Origin of the sequence: Bradyrhizobium sp. CCGB01, assembly GCF_024199795.1 — a bacterium.
GTDB lineage: Bacteria > Pseudomonadota > Alphaproteobacteria > Rhizobiales > Xanthobacteraceae > Bradyrhizobium.
This window is the reverse complement of sequence record NZ_JANADK010000001.1, coordinates 8,500,672-8,517,018: the sequence shown is the minus strand read 5'-3', so window position 1 is coordinate 8,517,018 and position 16,347 is coordinate 8,500,672. Positions and strand designations below refer to the sequence as shown.

Here is a 16,347-nt window from a genome sequence, read left to right as displayed (position 1 = left end):
GGTCTCCCCTGCCTCAGCCGCCGTTCGGGCGGACCGCGTTGTCGGCGAGGCGCTTGGCCGTCTCGCGCTCGGCGAGCACCGTTGCCTTGGTGTCGACCGTCGGCACCGCGGACATGCCGGGGCGCAGCAGGCCGGTCAAGCGGTGGTCGTCGAGCACGATCTTCACCGGCACGCGCTGCACGATCTTGGTGAAATTGCCGGTGGCGTTGTCGGGCGGCAGCAGTGCGAACTCCAAACCGCTCGCCGGCGACAGGCTGTCGACATGGCCGCGCAGGGTCTGGTTGCGGAAGCTGTCGACGTGGAGCTCGACCGGCTGGCCCGGACGAACGTGCGTGAGCTGCGTCTCCTTGAAGTTCGCGACCACATAGACGGCATCGAGCGGCACCACCGCCATCAATTGCGTGCCGGCCTGCACGAACTGGCCGACGCGCAAGCTCCGGGCGCCGACCGTGCCGTCAACCGGTGCGGTGATCTCGGTATAGGACAGGTTCAACGCCGCCTGCTTCGCGACGGCGCGGGCGCGGTCGAGCTGGGCCGTGGCCTGGGCGCGCTGGGTGGTGAGCACGTCGACCTTGCGCTGCGCGGCCACCAGGCCCGATTTCGCGTGCTGCAATTGCGCGTTGCTGGCGCGCAGCGCTGCATCGGTCTGCTGTGCGCGCTGGATCGTGCCGGAGCCCGACTTCATGAGGTCGTCGTAGCGGGCGCGTTCCTCCTGCGCGAACTTCAGATTGGCGTCCGCCGCGCTGACGTCGGCCGTGCTCTGCTCGATGATCGGCTGCTGCAGTTCGAGCTGGGCGTCGATGTTGCGCACCGAGGCTTCGCCCGCGGCGACATCGGCGCGGGCCTGGTCGAGCGCGGCCTTGAAGTCGCGGTCGTCGATCTTCGCCAGCGTCTGGCCCGCTCTGACCTTCTCGTTGTCGCCGACCAGTACCTTGGCGATGTAGCCGGAAACCTTGGGCGCGACGATGGTGGAATCCGCCTTCACATAGGCGTCGTCGGTCGTCTCGAGATAGCGGCCGTTGGTCCAGTAGTCGTGCCCGTAATAGATCATCGCTGCCGTGCCTGCGAGGAGCGCGAGTACCAGCGCCGCGCGCCGGACCATCTTCCGGGCCGGCGCAGGCCGCGCGGGCTGAGGATGATCTTGAGTGATTTCAGTAGCTTGCCGGAAGTTTTCGGTGCGGGGCATCTCGGACATCGCGGTCTCCTATCGGCTGGCAGCGACTATCGGTCTTTCCGGTTCGAGCGATAATCGGCGAAATGCTGGAAGGATTATCCACTCCGAGTGGATGGTCCGGGGTCGGCGCCTTGGAGTGTTTGGTCTATCGAACCAGAGGTGCGACTGCCCCAGAGCGATTGCCGCGCCTGTCGAGCGATTGCTGCCAACATGCACCATCTCGGCGGGTGAGACCGTTTGATGGATAATCCGGTCGAATTCCTTGCGATTATCGATCGAAAGCGGATAATCAGGCGGCATGGACCGATTGACCAGCCTCGAAGTCTTCAGCCGGGTGGTCGAGACCGGCGGCTTCTCTGCAGCTGCCCGCAAGCTCAACATGTCGACCACCATGGTGAGCAATCACGTTCAGGCGCTGGAAGACCGGCTTGGGGTGAGGCTGCTTCAGCGCACCACGCGCAAGGTCAACCTCACCGAGATCGGCAAGGCCTACTACGACCGCGCGATCCAGATCCTCGCCGATATCGAACAGGCCGACGATATCGCCGGCGCACTGCAATCGACGCCGCGCGGCACGCTGCGCATTCACACCGCCACCCACATGGTGCCGTTCGTCGCGCCCGTGATGGCCGAATTCCTCGCGACCTATCCGGAGGTCAAGGTCGATTTGCGCATGGGCGAGACCAATGTCGACCTGATCGAGGAGGGCTTTGATCTCGCGCTGCGCATGATCGCGCCGCCGGACTCCAGTCTGATCGTGCGGAGTCTTGCGACCTGGCGGCACGTGCTGTGCTGCTCGCACGCCTATATCGAGGCGCATGGGCGCGTCTCGAAGCTCGAGGAGCTCGCCGAGCGCAATTGCGTGCGTCACATCAACTATCCGTTCGACGAGTGGCGCTTCTTCGACCGCAAGGGCATGCCGGCCTCGGTGCGCGTATCGGGCAATCTGATCACCAACAGCGGCGAGGCGCTGCGCGAGGCCGCATTGCAAGGCCTGGGCGTCAGCCTCGCGGCCGGATTCCTGGTCGCCGACGATCTCGACGCCGGCCGGCTGGTGCGCCTCCTGCCGGAGTATCGTCCCGTCGAGATGTCGATGAACGCGGTCTATCCGCACAAGCATCATCTGTCGGCGAAGGTCAGGACCTTCATCGACATGCTCGTGCATCACAGCGCCGAGCAGCAGAAGCTGATCAATCCGTATTCGTGAGGTCAAGACGTCAGTGCCGTAGGGTGGGCAAAGGCGCAAAGCGCCGTGCCCACCATCTTTTCCAATCGGTGGAAATCGTGGGCACGCTCCGCTTTGCCCACCCTACAAGAGCGTCAGCGCGGCGCCGGCAGCCGTCCGAATACACCATCAAGCGCCATGCCGATTGCAAGCAGCCGCTCGTCGCTGCCCGCGGGACCGTCCAGCTCGAGTCCTACAGGCAATTTGCTGGTGGCGCCGAGCGCGATCGGAATCTGGATCCCGGGAATGCCGGCATTGCTGCCGGGATCGGTGTTCTGGATGAACAGGCCGAAATTTTCGAGGCTGCTGGAGTCGGGATTGGATGGGATTGCGACGCGTGGCGTGGTCGGGAAGGCGATGGCATCGAGCCGGTTATCGGCAAAGGTCCTGCCGTAGAGCGCCTGCAGGGCCGGACGCGCGGTCTTGATCGCGGCGTCGTAAATCGGCCTGGCGTCGAGCAGCGTGTCGCCGGGGCCGGGCAGCTTGCGCGGGATCACGAGGCCCTCATAGGTGCCCTTCACATCGGGGCTGGCGATGTCCTTCACCAGCGCCTCGATGCTGATCCCGGTGCCGGTGTGACTGAGATAGGCGACCATGTCGTCATAGGCTTCGTACAGCGCGACGGGAAAGCTGACCTGACCGTTGAGCTCGGCGAGTTGCGGCATCTCGATCTCGACGACCGTGATGCCCTGCGCCTTGATCTGCACGACCGCCGCCTGGAAGGCGGCTTCGGTGTCGGTGTCGAGATTGGTCAGCATCGATCTTACGACGCCGATCCGCACCTGCTTCAGATCCGCCGGCTGAATCGCGTCCCTACCGGCGATGACGCGGTCGAGCAGTTCGACGTCCGCCATGGTCGTGGCCATCGGGCCTGCGGTGTCGCGGGTGTGCGAGATCGGCGCGATGCCGGTTTGCGGGTAACGTCCGACCGTCGGGCGCAGCGAGGCGCATCCATTCAACGCGCCCGGGACCCTGACCGATCCGCCGGTGTCGGTGCCGAGCCCGCCCGCGACGATCCGCGCGCCGATCGCTGCGCCCGTGCCTGAGGAGGAACCGCCGGCGATCAGGCTGCGATCGTAGGCGTTGCGCACGCCGAACTCCGCGCCGGTCTTGAACGCGGTATTGTAGCCGGAGATGCCGAAGGCGAGCTCGTGCATGCTGGTCTTGCCGATGATGATCGCGCCCGCGGCGCGGAGCTTCGCGACCACTGGCGCGTCGGCCTTCGGGACGTAACCCTGCAGCGCCGGCGTTCCGGCGCTGCAGGGAAGCCCGGCGACCTCGATATTGTCCTTGATCGCGACGGGCACGCCGCCGAGCGGCTTGTCCTTGTCGCCGGTCGCATCGAACGCTGTCGCGGCCTTCAAGGCGCCGGCTTCGTCGAGGGTGACGAAGGCATTGAGATCGGCGCCGGCCTTGGCGCGGGTCAGCGCCTCCGTCGTGAGGGCGGTGCTCGTGACTTTTCCGGCGCGAAGGTCGGCCGCGGCCTGGGTTAGGGTCAACTGATCGAGATCCATCATGCATCACCCGGTTGCAGGGGCGCCATCAGGGAGCCCCGGGCCGGGAGGCTGAAGCCTCGCCGGCGCCGCGTCAACTCCAGGCGCGCATCTTTGCCGGCGATGATGTTGCCAATTCGGTGAGCAGGCGCTCCGCCTCGGGCTTCACCTTCGCGATCGCGGCGTCCTTCACTGGGCCGTAGCCGCGGATATCCATCGGCGCTTTTGCAATAGCGACGAGACTTGGCAGATGCGCCACGTCAAGCCCGCCGAGCATCCGTTCGATCAAGCCTTCATACCAGCCGATCAGCTCGCGCTCCGCCCGCCGCTCCTCCGCGTAGCCGAATGGATCGAGCGGCGTCCCGCGCAATCCCTTCAACCGCGCCAGCATGGCGAGCGGCATCTGGATCCACTGGCCGAAGGCACGCTTGCGCGGCCAGCCGCGGGCGTCGCGTTTGGATGACAGGAACGGCGGGGCGAGGTGATATTGGATGCTGAAACCGTCGTCGAACTCACGCTTCAATTCGTCCAGGAAGTCGGTCCGCATGTGGAGGCGCGCCACCTCGTATTCGTCCTTGTAGGCCATCAGCTTGAACAGGGAGCGGGCGACCGCCTCGGTCAGCGCCTCGCTGCCGAGGGCGATTTCGGCGTTGCGGACTCTTGCCACGATTGTCCGATAGCGCGTCGCATAGGCTTCGTCTTGATAGGCGATGAGGAAATCGGCGCGGCGGGCGATGAGCTGGTCGAGCGTCTCGGCCTCGGATGCCTCGTCAGCCTTCGGCAGGAAGTCCGGATCGGCTGCGGCGATCCGGCCCCAGGCAAAGGCCTGCTTGTTGCGCTCGACCGCGACGCCGTTGAGTTCGATCGCGCGCAGCAGCGCTTGCAGCGAGATCGGCACGAGACCGCGCTGCCAGGCAAAGCCGAGCATGATGATGTTGGCATAGACGGCATCGCCGAGCAGGCGTTCGGCCAGAGCGTTGGCGTTGATCGTGTCGAGATTGCCGTCGCCGATCACCTGGCGGATGGCGCGCAGGCGGGCGGGCGAGGCGAGATCGGCGTCGCGGAAGCGGACGACGTCGCCGGTCGGCATCTCCGCGGTGTTGACTGCGGCGCGCGTGCCGCGGCGATAGGTTCCGGACGCCTTTGGTGATGAGCTGACGACGAGGTCGCAGCCGATCAGTGCATCGGCGGCGCCCTGGTCGATGCGGACCTGGTGCAGCGCCTCGGGGCTCGCGGCAAGCCGGATATAGCTCAACACCGGCCCGAACTTCTGCGCAAAGCCCGTGAAATCGAGCACCGAGACCCCGCTTCGTTCCAGATGCGCGGCCATGCCGATCAGCGCGCCGACCGTGATCACGCCGGTGCCGCCGACGCCGGTCACCAGCAGGTCATAGGGACGGTCGAGCGTAGCGGGAGCAGGCAGGGGGAGCGTCGCCGCGCGACCGATCGCGTCGATCTGGCTCGCGCTTTTCTTCCGGCGGATTGCGCCTTCGACGGTGACGAAGCTCGGGCAAAAGCCGTTGAGGCAGGAAAAATCCTTGTTGCAGGTCGAGAGATTGATCTGGCGCTTGCGGCCGAACGGCGTCTCCTTCGGCTCGACGCTGAGGCAGTTGGACTCGACCGAGCAGTCGCCGCAGCCTTCGCAGACGAGGTCGTTGATGTAGGCGAAGCGCTTGGGATCGGCGGTCTGCCCGCGCTTGCGCCGGCGCCGCTTCTCGGTGGCGCAGGTCTGCTGATAGATCAGCACCGAGACGCCGGAGACCTCGCGCAGTTCGCGCTGTACGGCGTCCATCTCCTCGCGCGGATGGATGGTGACGCCGATCGGCAGGTCTCCCGAAGAAAACTGCGCGGGGTCATCCGACACCAGCGCGATGCGCCCAACGCCTTCGGCGCGGACGCTGTGCGCGATGGCATGCACACTGATGGGGCCGTCGACCGGCTGACCGCCGGTCATGGCGACGGCATCGTTGAACAGGATCTTGTAGGTGATGTTGGCTTTGGCTGCGATCGCCTGCCGGATCGCCATTGAGCCCGAATGATAGTAAGTGCCTTCGCCGAGATTCTGGAAGACGTGCTTGTGGCCGGTGAAGCGTGACGAGGCCGCCCAGTTCACGCCTTCGCCGCCCATCTGGATCAGCGACGATGTCTCGCGGTCCATCCAGCTTGCCATGAAGTGGCAACCGATGCCGGCCAGCGCCTTGGAGCCTTCCGGCACCTTTGTCGACGTGTTGTGCGGGCATCCCGAGCAGAAATATGGCGTACGCGTTGCGCCTGGGACATTGATCGTTCGGGCTGCCTCCGGCAGCAGCGCGGCGGCGCGCGCGGCGAGATTGAGCCCGGGAAACATCGGATCGAGCCGGCGCGCCAGCACGGACGCCAGCGCACGCGGCGACAATTCGCCAATCCAGGAGATCAGCCGAGCACCGGTCTCGTCGTGCTTGCCGACCATGCGCTCGGGCTTTGAGCCAGGATAGTCGTAGAAATATTCCTTGAACTGGCTCTCGATGATGCCGCGCTTTTCCTCGACCACGAGGATCTCGCGCTTGCCCTTCACGAAGTCCATCGCGTCATGCAGCGCCAGCGGCCAGACCATGCCGACCTTGTAGACGTCGACGCCGATGTTGCGGCAGGCCGCTTCATCAAGGCCCATCAGCCGCAGCGCCTCCATCAGGTCGAGATGCGCCTTGCCCGTGGTGACGATGCCGTAGGTGGCGTTGGGAATGTCGTAGATGTGGCGATCGATCGGATTGGCCTTCGCGAAGGCGTAGACCGCGTGTTTCTTTGCCTCCAGCCGTTCCTCGATCTGCGGGCCCGGCAGATCCGGCCAGCGATAGTGCAGGCCGCCGGGTGGCGGCGTGAAGTCGGGCGTGCGGAAGGCGCGCGGCGGGCGCAGCGCGACGGATGCGCCTGACTCGACAATCTCCGAGATCGCCTTGAAGCCGACCCACATGCCGGAGAAGCGACTCAACGCGTAGCCATATTCGCCGAATTCGAGATATTCGCTGACGCTTGCGGGGTGCAGCGTCGGCATGAACCAGCTCATGAAGGCGACATCGGATTGGTGCGGCATCGAGGAGGAGACGCAGCCATGGTCGTCGCCCGCGACGACCAGCACGCCGCCATGCGGCGAGGAACCGTAGGCGTTGCCGTGCTTGAGGGCATCGCCGGAGCGATCGACGCCGGGGCCTTTGCCGTACCAGAGCCCGAACACGCCATCGACGTCACGATCGGCCTGCGTTTCGACCTGCTGCGAGCCGAGCACCGCGGTTGCCGCGAGGTCCTCGTTCACCGCCGGCAGGAATTCGATGCGGTCCCGCTTGAGCCGCTCCTGGATGCGCCAGAGCTCGAGATCAATGCCGCCGAGCGGCGAGCCGCGATAGCCGGAGATGAAACCCGCGGTGTTGAGCCCCGCGGCACGGTCGCGCTGCACCTGGTCAAGCGCGATGCGGACGATGGCCTGCGTGCCCGTGAGGAAGACGCGCCCCTCCTCGCGGTCGTAGCGGTCGGAGAGCTCGTAGGCGTCGAATGATGGAATGGCGTCCATGGCGGACCTCGCGCGGCGTCGGTGCCGGATTGGCAAAGGGTAGGCCCGGGCGACTGGTAGGTCTTACCTATTCATTCTGATAGGGAGGAAAAATCGGTAGAATTTTTCTCGGGAGATCAATTATTGGTGTAATCTATCGAATGGAGGTGCCTTCATGATCGAAGATCAGGATACGCGGATTCTTGCCCACCTCCAGAAAGACGGCCGCGCCACCAACCAGCAACTCGCGGACGAGGTCGGCATGTCCACCTCAGCCTGCTGGCGCCGGGTGCGGGCGCTGGAAGAGGCTGGTGTCATCAAGGGTTATGCGGCGCTGGTCGTGCGAGAGCAGGCGGGTTTTGCGATGTCCGCCATTCTCCACGTCTCGCTGGAGCGGCACGACGCAAAATTCGTCGATCAGTTCGTCGCGCAGGTGACCACGCGGCGCGAGGTGCTCGAGTGCTTCGCGACCACGGGCGATGCCGACTATCATTTGCGCGTCGTCGTGCAGGACATGGCGGCCTACAACCGCTTCCTCGACGAGTTCATGTTCCGCATCCCCGGCATCCGTTACGTCAGGAGCAACGTGGTGCTGAAGGAGATCAAGACGGGGGTCGCGCTGCCGTTTTGAGAGGCTTCGCAGGATGGCCGTAGGGTGGGCAAAGGCGCATAGCGCCGTGCCCACCATCTCGCCCCGATGACGAAGGCGGTGGGCACGCTTCGCTTTGCCCACCCTACGGCACTTCCGTTACCGCTGCTCGCGCACAAAACGATTCCGCAGCGTCCCGACGCCCGTGATGTCGATCTCCACGACATCGCCGTGCTTGATGTCAGGCGAAGCGCCGTCGGTGCCCATCCAGATCACGTCACCCGGCCATAGCGTGAAATACTTGGTCAGCTCGACCAGGAACGGCACAACGCCGAAGATCATGTCGTTGGTGTAAAAGCGGTTGGTCTCCTTGCCGTTGACCCGGACGACGGTTTCCATTTTCGCCAGATTGGCCTCAGTCTCGATCCACGGCCCCATCGGCTTGAACGTGTCGGCGTTCTTCGAGCGCCACAGGCTGCGATCGGCCTTCTGCCAGCTGCGTTCGCTGACGTCGTTGCCGACGGTGTAGCCGAACACGCAATCCATCGCGTTCTGCTTGGTGAGATGCTTCACCTTCTTGCCGATGACGACGACGAGCTCGCCTTCATAGTGGATCTTGTCCGTCGCAAAGGACGGGATCACGACCTCCTCGTCATGCGCGATCAGCGCGTTCTGGGCGCGATAGCCGATCTCGGGCCGGTCGGGCACCGCCGGCACCTCGCCGCGCTTGTCGGCGGCTTCCTTCAGGTGCTTCAGGTAATTCAAGCCGACGCAATAGAAGGTGCGCGGGATCAGCGGCAGCTCGATTTTGACGTCGCCAAGCGAATGCGTGCGCGAGGTGCGCTGCCATTCGCCGAAGGGATCGCCGTCGACCGCGATGACCTGGTCGCCCTCGACGATCCCCCAGGACGTCTTGTTCGCGGCGGTGAATTTGAGCCAGCGCATGTCGGTTCCTCCGGTTATTCCGCGGCATCGCGCGGCTGTACCTTCCAGGCGCCGGCGGCGGGCCGCTTCAGCCCGAGATTTTCCCGCAGCGTCTTGCCGCGATAGTCCTTCTGGAACAGGCCGCGGCGCTGCAATTCCGGTACGATATGCCGCACGAAGTCAGCGTAGGAGCCGGGCACATAGGTCGCGGCGATGACGAACCCGTCGCAGCCGCGCTCGACGAACATCTCTTCCAGCCTGTCCGCGATCTCCTTGGGGCCGCCGACCATCGCGTCATGAACCTGGCCGCGGCCGGAGAAGGTGACGAAGTCGCGCGCGCTCGGATTGCTCTTTCCGGAGTTCTTCAGCACGCCGTCGCGGATGCCCAGAATGCCCTGCATGCTCTTCAACTCGTCCGTCGTCAGCGGCTCGTCGAGATCCTTGGACGCGAAATCGTAGTTGAGCGCTTCCGCGAGCAGCGACAGCGCGTCGATCTCGAGCGGCAGCTTGTTGATCAGCGCCATCTTGTCCTCGGCCTCAGCCTTGGTCGCGGCGCAGACCGGCGTCGTCAAATTGCAGAGGAACATCTGGTCGGGATCGCGGCCGGCTTTCGCGGCCTCGTTGCGCACGGCGGCATAGCCTTCCTTGGCGCCGGCGAGATTGCGTGCTGCCGTGAAGATCACCTCGCCCCATCGGCCGGCAAAGCGCTGGCCGCGGCCCGACGCGCCGGCCTGGATGATGACAGGATGGCCCTGGTCCGAGCGGGGTACGGTGAACGGCCCGCGCGACTTGAAGGCCGCACCCTTGTGATCGAGCCGCTTCACCTTGCTCGGATCGGCAAAGCGGCCGCTCTTTTTGTCCATGATGAGCGCGCCGTCTTCCCATGTGTCCCAATGGCCGAGCACGACCTCCATGAATTCGTCGGCCTTGTCGTAGCGCGAGTCGTGTTCGGGATGGGAGTCCCGGCCCATATTCAGCGCCTCGCCGTCATTGAGCGAGGTCACGACGTTCCAGCCCGCGCGCCCGCCGGACATCAGGTCGAGCGTCGCGTAGCGGCGGGCAACGTCGAACGGCTCGTAATAGGTGGTCGAGCAGGTTGCTCCCAGGCCGAGCTTGTCGGTGACCATGCCCATCGTGGTCAGCACGATCAGCGGATCCATCTTCACGCAGCGGATGCCGTATTCGACGGTATGGGCGTGATCGTTGCCGTAGCGATCGGGCATCGCCAGCCGATCGTCGAAGAACGCCATGTGGAACTTGCCGGCTTCGAGGATCCTGGCGATCTCCTGATAATAGTCCGCCGACATCGAATCGTCGCGCGAGTCCGGATGCCGCCACGAGCTCGGCAAATTCGTGCAGTTCTGCGCCTGGAGGAAGCCGACAAGTACCATCTGCCGCGTCATGCTGCTGTTCTCCCAAATTCCGTCAGGCCAGATCGAGGACGGTACCGAGCCGGTACTCGTCCGCCAGCGCGCGCAGCTTCTCCCAGGTCGCATCCTCGATCTCGATGCCGTCGCGCAGGCGTTGCTGCTCGCGCAACCCCTCGATCTCGCCGGGATAGAACACGCCCTTGCTGCCTTCGGAGGGCGGCGTGGATTTCAGATAGTGCGCGAATTCGGTGACCTCGCGCTTGAAATCCTTCAGCGGGCGGAACGCGGCGACGTTGAACACCGCCATGAAGCAGCCGTCATTGTGACGTCCCGTCGGTTCGACGCCGAAGCCGAGACCGGTGAGCAGGCCGCACAGCACCTCGACCATCGCGGCGAGGCCGCTGCCCTTGTAGCCCTCGGTGCCGCCGAGCGGCAGCAGCGCGCCGCCCTTGCGATATTGCGTGGGGTCGGTGGTGTGCCGTCCCTCGGCATCGATGATCCATCCCGTCGGAATCTCCTCGCCGCGGGCGACGGCGAGCTGGATCTTGCCGGCCGCAACCGCCGAGGTTGCCATGTCCAGATAGAACGGCGCGCCGAGATCGGACGGCACCGCGATCGAGATCGGGTTGGTGCCGAGCCGCGCCTCTTTGCCGCCGAACGGCGCCACGTGCTTCGGCGAGCGGCCGGAATCCGCCGTCGCAATCCCGATCATGCCTTCGCGCATCGCCATCAACGGATAGGCGGCGAGGCGGCCGACATGACTTTGCCGGAACACGGTGCAGGCGGCGACGTTCGCCGTCTTCGCCTTCTCGATCGTCAGCGCCATCGCCTTGGCGTTGACGTGGAAGCCGAACCCCCACTGGCCGTCGATCACGGTCGTGGTCGGCGATTCCTGGACGATGGACCATTTGGCGCCGGGAACGATATGGCCTGCCTTGATGCGATCGATGTAGGTCGGAACCGCGATCACGCCGTGGGAGTCATGGCCGGCGAGATTGGCGTTGACGCAGCCGACGGCCACTGCATCGGCCTCTTCCTCGGAAGCGCCGGCGGCGCGGAGCAGTGCTGCGCTGATGCGCGTGAGGCGGTCGGCCTTGACGATGGGCATGGCGTTTCCCCGGCATGTGCCCTTAACGGGCTCATTGTTGTGAGCCATCGTCTCAAAGCGCGGGAGCGATATCAATCTCCCGTAAACCAATACAGGGCTGCAAATTCGCAAAGAGAGCGCGCCTTTGGTCGAAGATTCCTCCCGCGCGGCGGCATTCCCGACAGTTTTGCGCCTGCCGTTCGCAGCTCGTTCACTTTGATCGAGGGTTTGCAGCGCGCAATAACGACCACTTAGGCGGTCGCCGTTCATAAAGCACCCGGGAGAAATAGGCAGAAATGCCCGGGAGTTGAGATCGTGCAGACGACCCTCGCGCGCACCTTTGCAGCGTTGAGCGCCATCAACGAAGCGATCCTCTACGCGAAATCGCCGGACGAGCTGTACCAGAAGGTCTGCGACGCCGGGTTTTCGAGCGGGGACTTTTTGGCCGTCGCCGTGTTCCTGATAGGACCGGATGGCCGGCGATTGCAGTTTGCGGCCGGCTGTGGCGATGACATTTCGCGGCTGCGCTCCATCGTGATTACGACGGAAGCCGGCACGCCCGAAGGGGCGGGCGTTGGCGGCGAAGCATTTCGTGATCAGAAGCTGTGCGTCAGCAACGACTATCTGAACGATCCGCGTTCTCTGGCGTGGCGCGCGGGTGCGGCAACAGCCCAGATCGGCGCTGCTGCGGCGCTTCCGCTGCTCTGCAACGGCAAGAGCGTCGGCGTGCTGTACGTGACCCGCAGGGAAGCCAACTCGCTGAGCGAGCAGATGGTGTCGCTGTTCGAGCGCATGTCGGCCAACATTTCCTATGTACTGGAGATTTTCGCGCGCGAGACTGCACGGCAGGCCGGTGAGCGGGCGATGCGCCGGCTCAACCGCATGTTCGGTGCCATCAGCGCGACCAACGAGGCGATCCTGCGCGCCAAATCCGAGCAGGAGCTGTACCAGCTCGTGTGCGACGCCTCCGTGCACGGCGGCAAGTCGCTGGCGACCATCGTCCTGCTCCGCGAACCGGACTCGCACTGGATGACTCCGGTCGCGTCCACGGGAGAGAATCTCGAACTGGTGACCCAGGCGCGCTACTCGATCGATCCGGAGAATCCTTACGGCAGGGGCATCTCCGGTGAGGTGTTCCGGACGCAGAAGGCCATCGTCGAGGACGATCTCGCCAGCCGCACCAGGGGAACGCCGTGGGAGCAGGCCAACGTCAACACCGGCGTCGCCGCCTGCGTGGTCGCGCCGCTGATCAGGCACGGCGAAAGCGTCGGCGTGCTCCTGTTCTTCATCAGCCGCTCCTGGGCCGAGGACGAGGAGATCGTCGCGCTCCTCCTGCGCATGGCGGAGAACGTCTCGTTCGCGCTCGAGAATTTCGGGCGCGAGGCCGAGAAGGCCAGGATCGCCGCGGAAGAAGAACGTCTGGCGCGCATGTATGCGGCGCTCAGCGCCACCAACGAGGCGATCCTGCGCGCGCGGTCGCGCTCCGAGCTGTTCGACCTCGTCTGCGAGGCGACGGCGAAGGGAGCCAAGTTCACCTCGGTCACCGTTGCGCTCGCCGATCATCGCGCCGAGCTGTTGCGTGTCGTCGCCTGTTACGGGCCGAATGCGGATCAGGTCCGCAACTTCAAGTTTTCCACGTCAGATGAGGTGCCCGAAGGGCGGGGACTGACGGGCACTGCGTTCCGCACCCGCCAGCCCGCGGTCAGCAACGACGTGCTCTCCGATGACCGCATTGCGCCGTGGCAGGCCAGCGCCCGCCGCAACGGCATTGCGTCCTCCGCGGCGTTGCCGCTGTTCAACGGCGACCGGGTCGAGGGCGTATTCCTGTTCAACTCGCCGGAGCGCGACACCTTCACGGACGAATTCGTCGAGTTGCTGCGCAAGCTCCAGGCCAATGTCGCCTTCGCGCTGGAGAATTTCGACCGCGCCGACGAGACCGCGAAGGCCGACAAGCAGCGCAATCGGTTGAGTGGCATGTTCGAGGCATTAAGCGCCACGAACGAAGCCATCATGCGCGCCAAGACCCGGGAGGAGCTGTTCGAGGTCGCATGCCAGGCTGCCGTGCTCGGCGACGTCTTCGCATCGGCGACAATCGGCATCATGGACGAAAGCGGCGAGCTTGTTCGCGTCGTAGCGGTCAAGGGGCGCCTCCAGGAGCGAATGTTCGGGCGTACATGCGTCGTCTCTGCCGACCATCCGGAGGGGCATGGAATTATCGGCACGTCGCTACGGACCCGACGGCCGAGCGTCATCAACGACTATCTGAACGATCCGCGGTCGGCGCATTGGCACGCCAAGGCGACCGAAGACGGCACGCGGGCCGCTGCCAGCTTCCCGCTTCTGCGGGCGGGGCTGGAACCGATCGGTATTCTGCTCTTCCTTGCACCGGAGGAGAATACGTTCACGCCCGACCTGGTCGAGTTGCTCGGACGTCTGGCCGAGAACGTCTCCTTTGCACTCGACAATTTCGATCGCGCCGAGGAGAAGGCCCGCACCGAGGCGCAGAAGGAGCGCCTGACACGCATGTTCGCGGCACTGAGCGCCACCAATGAGGCGATCATGCGGGCGAAGTCGCGCGCCGAGCTGTTCGATCTCGTCTGCCTCGCGGCATCGAACGGCGCCAAGTTCACCTCGACCACGATCGCGCTGGCCCGCGCCGGCAGCGACCAGCTCGAGATCGTGAGCGCGGCGGGGCCGTCTGCCGAGACGACGCGCAACGTCCGTCTTTCCATCGACCCGGAGCGCCCGGAGGGGCGCGGGATGAGCGGAACCGCCTTCCGCACGCGCCAGCCCTGCATCAGCAACGACTACCGCAACGACGACCGCGTCAGCGCTTTCCAAGCCATCGTTCAGGGCGACGGTGCGCGCTCCGGCGCCGCGTTCCCGCTGATCACGCACGACCAGCCCGTCGGCGTCATGATCTACATGTCGACCGAGCAGGAGACTTTCACGGCCGAGTTCGTTGAGCTGTTGCAGCGCCTCGCCGACAACGTCTCCTTTGCGATGGAGAATTTCGATCGCGCCGACGAGAAGAACGAGGCCGACGAGCGGATCGAATACCTCGCCTCGCATGACAGCCTGACCGACCTGCCGAACCGCGAGACCTTCAACGGGCTGTTGCGGGAGGCGATCGACGAAGCCCAGCGCCACGATCACCGTTTCGCGGTACTGTTCATCGATCTCGACCGCTTCAAGGTCATCAACGATTCGCTCGGCCATGAGGCCGGCGATCTGCTCCTGCTGGAAGTGGCGAACCGGCTGCGCGGTGTGCTGCGGGCAAGCGACGTGGTCGCACGCCTCGGCGGCGACGAGTTCGTGGTGATCCTCGACCAGTGCGGCGAGATCGACGACGTCCAGCGCATCGCGACCGCGCTGCTCGCGGCGCTCGCCGAGCCGATGGAGCTGGCCGGCCACGAGTGCCACACCACGGCGTCGATCGGCATCGCGATGTATCCGGCCAACGGCTCCGACGTGCAGACGCTGACCAAGAACGCCGATATGGCGATGTATCTCGCCAAGGAAGACGGCAAGAACGGCTATCGCTTCTTCTCCAAGGAGGTGAAGACGCAGTCGATCGAGCGGCTGTCGCTCGAGAGCGCACTGCGCCGGGCGCTGGAGCGCGAGCAGTTCTCGCTGAACTACCAGCCCAAGGTCGACATGGAGACCGGCCAGATCACCGGCGTGGAAGCGCTGCTGCGCTGGACGCACCCGGATCTCGGCAGCATCTCGCCGGCGCAGTTCATCCCGCTTGCGGAAGAGACCGGGCTGATCGTGCCGATCGGCCGCTGGGTGGTGAAGGAGGCCTGCGCGCAGGCCATGGCCTGGCAGCGCCGCGGCCTGTTGCCGGTATCGATGGCGGTCAATTTGTCGCCGCGCCAGTTTGTCGACGAGCATCTGTTGCAGGACGTCGACGAGGCGCTGGCCGCCAGCGGCATGTCGCCGGTGCTGCTCCAGCTTGAAGTCACCGAGAGCATGATGATGCGCAATGTCGGGCGTGCGCTGAAGGTTCTCGACGCCATCCAGAGCCGCGGCATCCGCCTCGCCATCGACGATTTCGGCACCGGCTATTCGTCGATGTCGCTGATGAAGCATTTCCCGATCGACACCATCAAGATCGACCGCTCCTTCGTGCGCGACCTGCCGCAGGACTCGGAGGATCAGGCGATCGCGCAGGCGATCATCAGCATGGGCAAGGCGCTCGGCATGACCGTGGTCGCTGAGGGCGTCGAGAATGCCGAGCAGGAGGCGTTCCTGCGCACCCATGGCTGCGACGAGATGCAGGGCTTCCTGATCTCCAAGCCGGTGCCGGCGCGCGAGATGGCCGAACTGCTGCGGCCGATGGTCTTGCCTGTCGCGCCGCCGCTCCAGCCGGAGCCGGACTATGCTGCCGAACAAGCCGCGGCGTTACGGCTGAAACGCGCTGTCATCTGACGGCTGCGGGTGCAGCTCGCGGACCTCGTGATCCCCGCCCTCGGCCTTGCTCGGAAAATCCTGCGGCCCCGTCAGCGACGTCTGCTCGACGAACAGCGCGAGGATCGTGCGCGCGCCTTCGGCGAAGCTTGTTCCTTCGCCGAGGCCGAGCTCGGCGCACCATGCGCCGCTCATCGGTTCATGGTCGTCGAACACCGCCATGGCCGGCCCCCACCACCAGGCAGGCGCGGGCGAGCGCTCGTCCGCGGGCACGATCTGCCAGCGGGCAAACTCTTCCATCACGCGCTCGAATTCCAGGCGTACAGCCTGATGCATGGGATCTTCCCTGGGGTCCGCGCCTGATGACGGGCCGACGCGCGGAACTGATCGTGGTCCTGGCACTCGGAGAAAATCGGCTCGCGCAATCGGCGGAGCCACGCAAGGCCGGCATCATCGCCGGGATGCGGGAACAAGCGGCCGCCGGACAAAGGCCGGCGCCGACAGTGAAGACCCATACTAGCCGTTCAGGCACCCGGCCGGCAAGGCGCGGGC

The 16,347-nt window shown here is 65.2% G+C and carries 10 protein-coding genes; 3 read left to right on the top strand and 7 right to left on the bottom strand.

Annotated elements, in window-relative coordinates; translation table 11 throughout:
- Positions 1 to 13 precede the first annotated feature (13 nt).
- Positions 14 to 1,195: an HlyD family secretion protein gene (locus NLM25_RS40090; protein WP_254140566.1), complete on the bottom strand. Its 1,182-nt coding sequence runs from the start codon at positions 1,193 to 1,195 to the stop codon at positions 14 to 16.
- A gap of 277 nt (positions 1,196 to 1,472) precedes the next feature.
- Between NLM25_RS40090 and NLM25_RS40085 the strand changes: the two genes are divergently transcribed.
- Positions 1,473 to 2,381, top strand: a complete 909-nt coding sequence (locus NLM25_RS40085) for a LysR family transcriptional regulator (RefSeq protein ID WP_254123391.1) — start codon at positions 1,473 to 1,475, stop codon at positions 2,379 to 2,381.
- 113 nt (positions 2,382 to 2,494) lie between these two features.
- Here NLM25_RS40085 and iaaH read toward each other — a convergent pair whose 3' ends face one another.
- Together iaaH and NLM25_RS40075 are read right to left on the bottom strand one after the other, a co-directional pair.
- On the bottom strand, positions 2,495 to 3,913 hold the full coding sequence (gene iaaH, locus NLM25_RS40080; RefSeq protein WP_254141349.1) for an indoleacetamide hydrolase: 1,419 nt from the start codon (positions 3,911 to 3,913) through the stop codon (positions 2,495 to 2,497).
- Between the two features lie 73 nt (positions 3,914 to 3,986).
- Positions 3,987 to 7,436 carry an indolepyruvate ferredoxin oxidoreductase family protein gene (locus tag NLM25_RS40075; protein WP_254140565.1) on the bottom strand — a complete coding sequence of 1,150 codons (3,450 nt, stop codon included), beginning with the start codon at positions 7,434 to 7,436 and terminating at the stop codon, positions 3,987 to 3,989.
- 154 nt (positions 7,437 to 7,590) lie between these two features.
- On the opposite strand from NLM25_RS40075, the gene NLM25_RS40070 reads away from it, so the two are divergent.
- A complete protein-coding gene (locus NLM25_RS40070) occupies positions 7,591 to 8,046 on the top strand; it encodes an Lrp/AsnC family transcriptional regulator (protein ID WP_254140564.1) in 456 nt (151 codons plus the stop codon).
- Positions 8,047 to 8,163: 117 nt separating this feature from the next.
- Here the strand turns inward: NLM25_RS40070 and NLM25_RS40065 are convergent, their stop codons facing one another.
- From NLM25_RS40065 to NLM25_RS40055, 3 genes are read right to left on the bottom strand one after another with little or no spacing between them, the layout of a single operon-like run.
- Entirely contained in the window at positions 8,164 to 8,949 is a 786-nt protein-coding gene (locus NLM25_RS40065) for a fumarylacetoacetate hydrolase family protein (protein WP_254140563.1), read from the bottom strand.
- Positions 8,950 to 8,963: 14 nt separating this feature from the next.
- The gene (locus tag NLM25_RS40060; protein ID WP_254140562.1) at positions 8,964 to 10,331 is read right to left on the bottom strand and encodes an LLM class flavin-dependent oxidoreductase; all 1,368 of its coding nucleotides are present in this window, start codon (positions 10,329 to 10,331) and stop codon (positions 8,964 to 8,966) included.
- Positions 10,332 to 10,353: 22 nt separating this feature from the next.
- Positions 10,354 to 11,406 (bottom strand): Ldh family oxidoreductase, encoded by a 1,053-nt coding sequence (locus NLM25_RS40055; protein WP_254140561.1) that lies wholly within the window; start codon positions 11,404 to 11,406, stop codon positions 10,354 to 10,356.
- 294 nt (positions 11,407 to 11,700) lie between these two features.
- On the opposite strand from NLM25_RS40055, the gene NLM25_RS40050 reads away from it, so the two are divergent.
- On the top strand, positions 11,701 to 15,816 hold the full coding sequence (locus tag NLM25_RS40050) for a GAF domain-containing protein (RefSeq protein WP_254140560.1): 4,116 nt from the start codon (positions 11,701 to 11,703) through the stop codon (positions 15,814 to 15,816).
- Here NLM25_RS40050 and NLM25_RS40045 read toward each other — a convergent pair.
- Positions 15,790 to 16,131, bottom strand: a complete 342-nt coding sequence (locus tag NLM25_RS40045) for a hypothetical protein (protein WP_254140559.1) — start codon at positions 16,129 to 16,131, stop codon at positions 15,790 to 15,792. The genes NLM25_RS40050 and NLM25_RS40045 overlap by 27 nt on opposite strands.
- Positions 16,132 to 16,347: the final 216 nt, after the last annotated feature.

Excerpts from the sequence above, each read along its gene's own strand:
- NLM25_RS40075 (WP_254140565.1), bottom strand. The coding sequence starts at position 7,436 with ATGGACGCCATTCCATCATTCGACGCCTACGAGCTCTCCGACCGCTAC.
- NLM25_RS40070 (WP_254140564.1), top strand. The coding sequence starts at position 7,591 with ATGATCGAAGATCAGGATACGCGGATTCTTGCCCACCTCCAGAAAGAC.
- NLM25_RS40045 (WP_254140559.1), bottom strand. The coding sequence starts at position 16,131 with ATGCATCAGGCTGTACGCCTGGAATTCGAGCGCGTGATGGAAGAGTTT.
- NLM25_RS40060 (WP_254140562.1), bottom strand. The coding sequence starts at position 10,331 with ATGACGCGGCAGATGGTACTTGTCGGCTTCCTCCAGGCGCAGAACTGC.
- NLM25_RS40085 (WP_254123391.1), top strand. The coding sequence starts at position 1,473 with ATGGACCGATTGACCAGCCTCGAAGTCTTCAGCCGGGTGGTCGAGACC.
- NLM25_RS40090 (WP_254140566.1), bottom strand. The coding sequence starts at position 1,195 with ATGTCCGAGATGCCCCGCACCGAAAACTTCCGGCAAGCTACTGAAATC.
- iaaH (WP_254141349.1), bottom strand. The coding sequence starts at position 3,913 with ATGGATCTCGATCAGTTGACCCTAACCCAGGCCGCGGCCGACCTTCGC.
- NLM25_RS40055 (WP_254140561.1), bottom strand. The coding sequence starts at position 11,406 with ATGCCCATCGTCAAGGCCGACCGCCTCACGCGCATCAGCGCAGCACTG.
- NLM25_RS40065 (WP_254140563.1), bottom strand. The coding sequence starts at position 8,949 with ATGCGCTGGCTCAAATTCACCGCCGCGAACAAGACGTCCTGGGGGATC.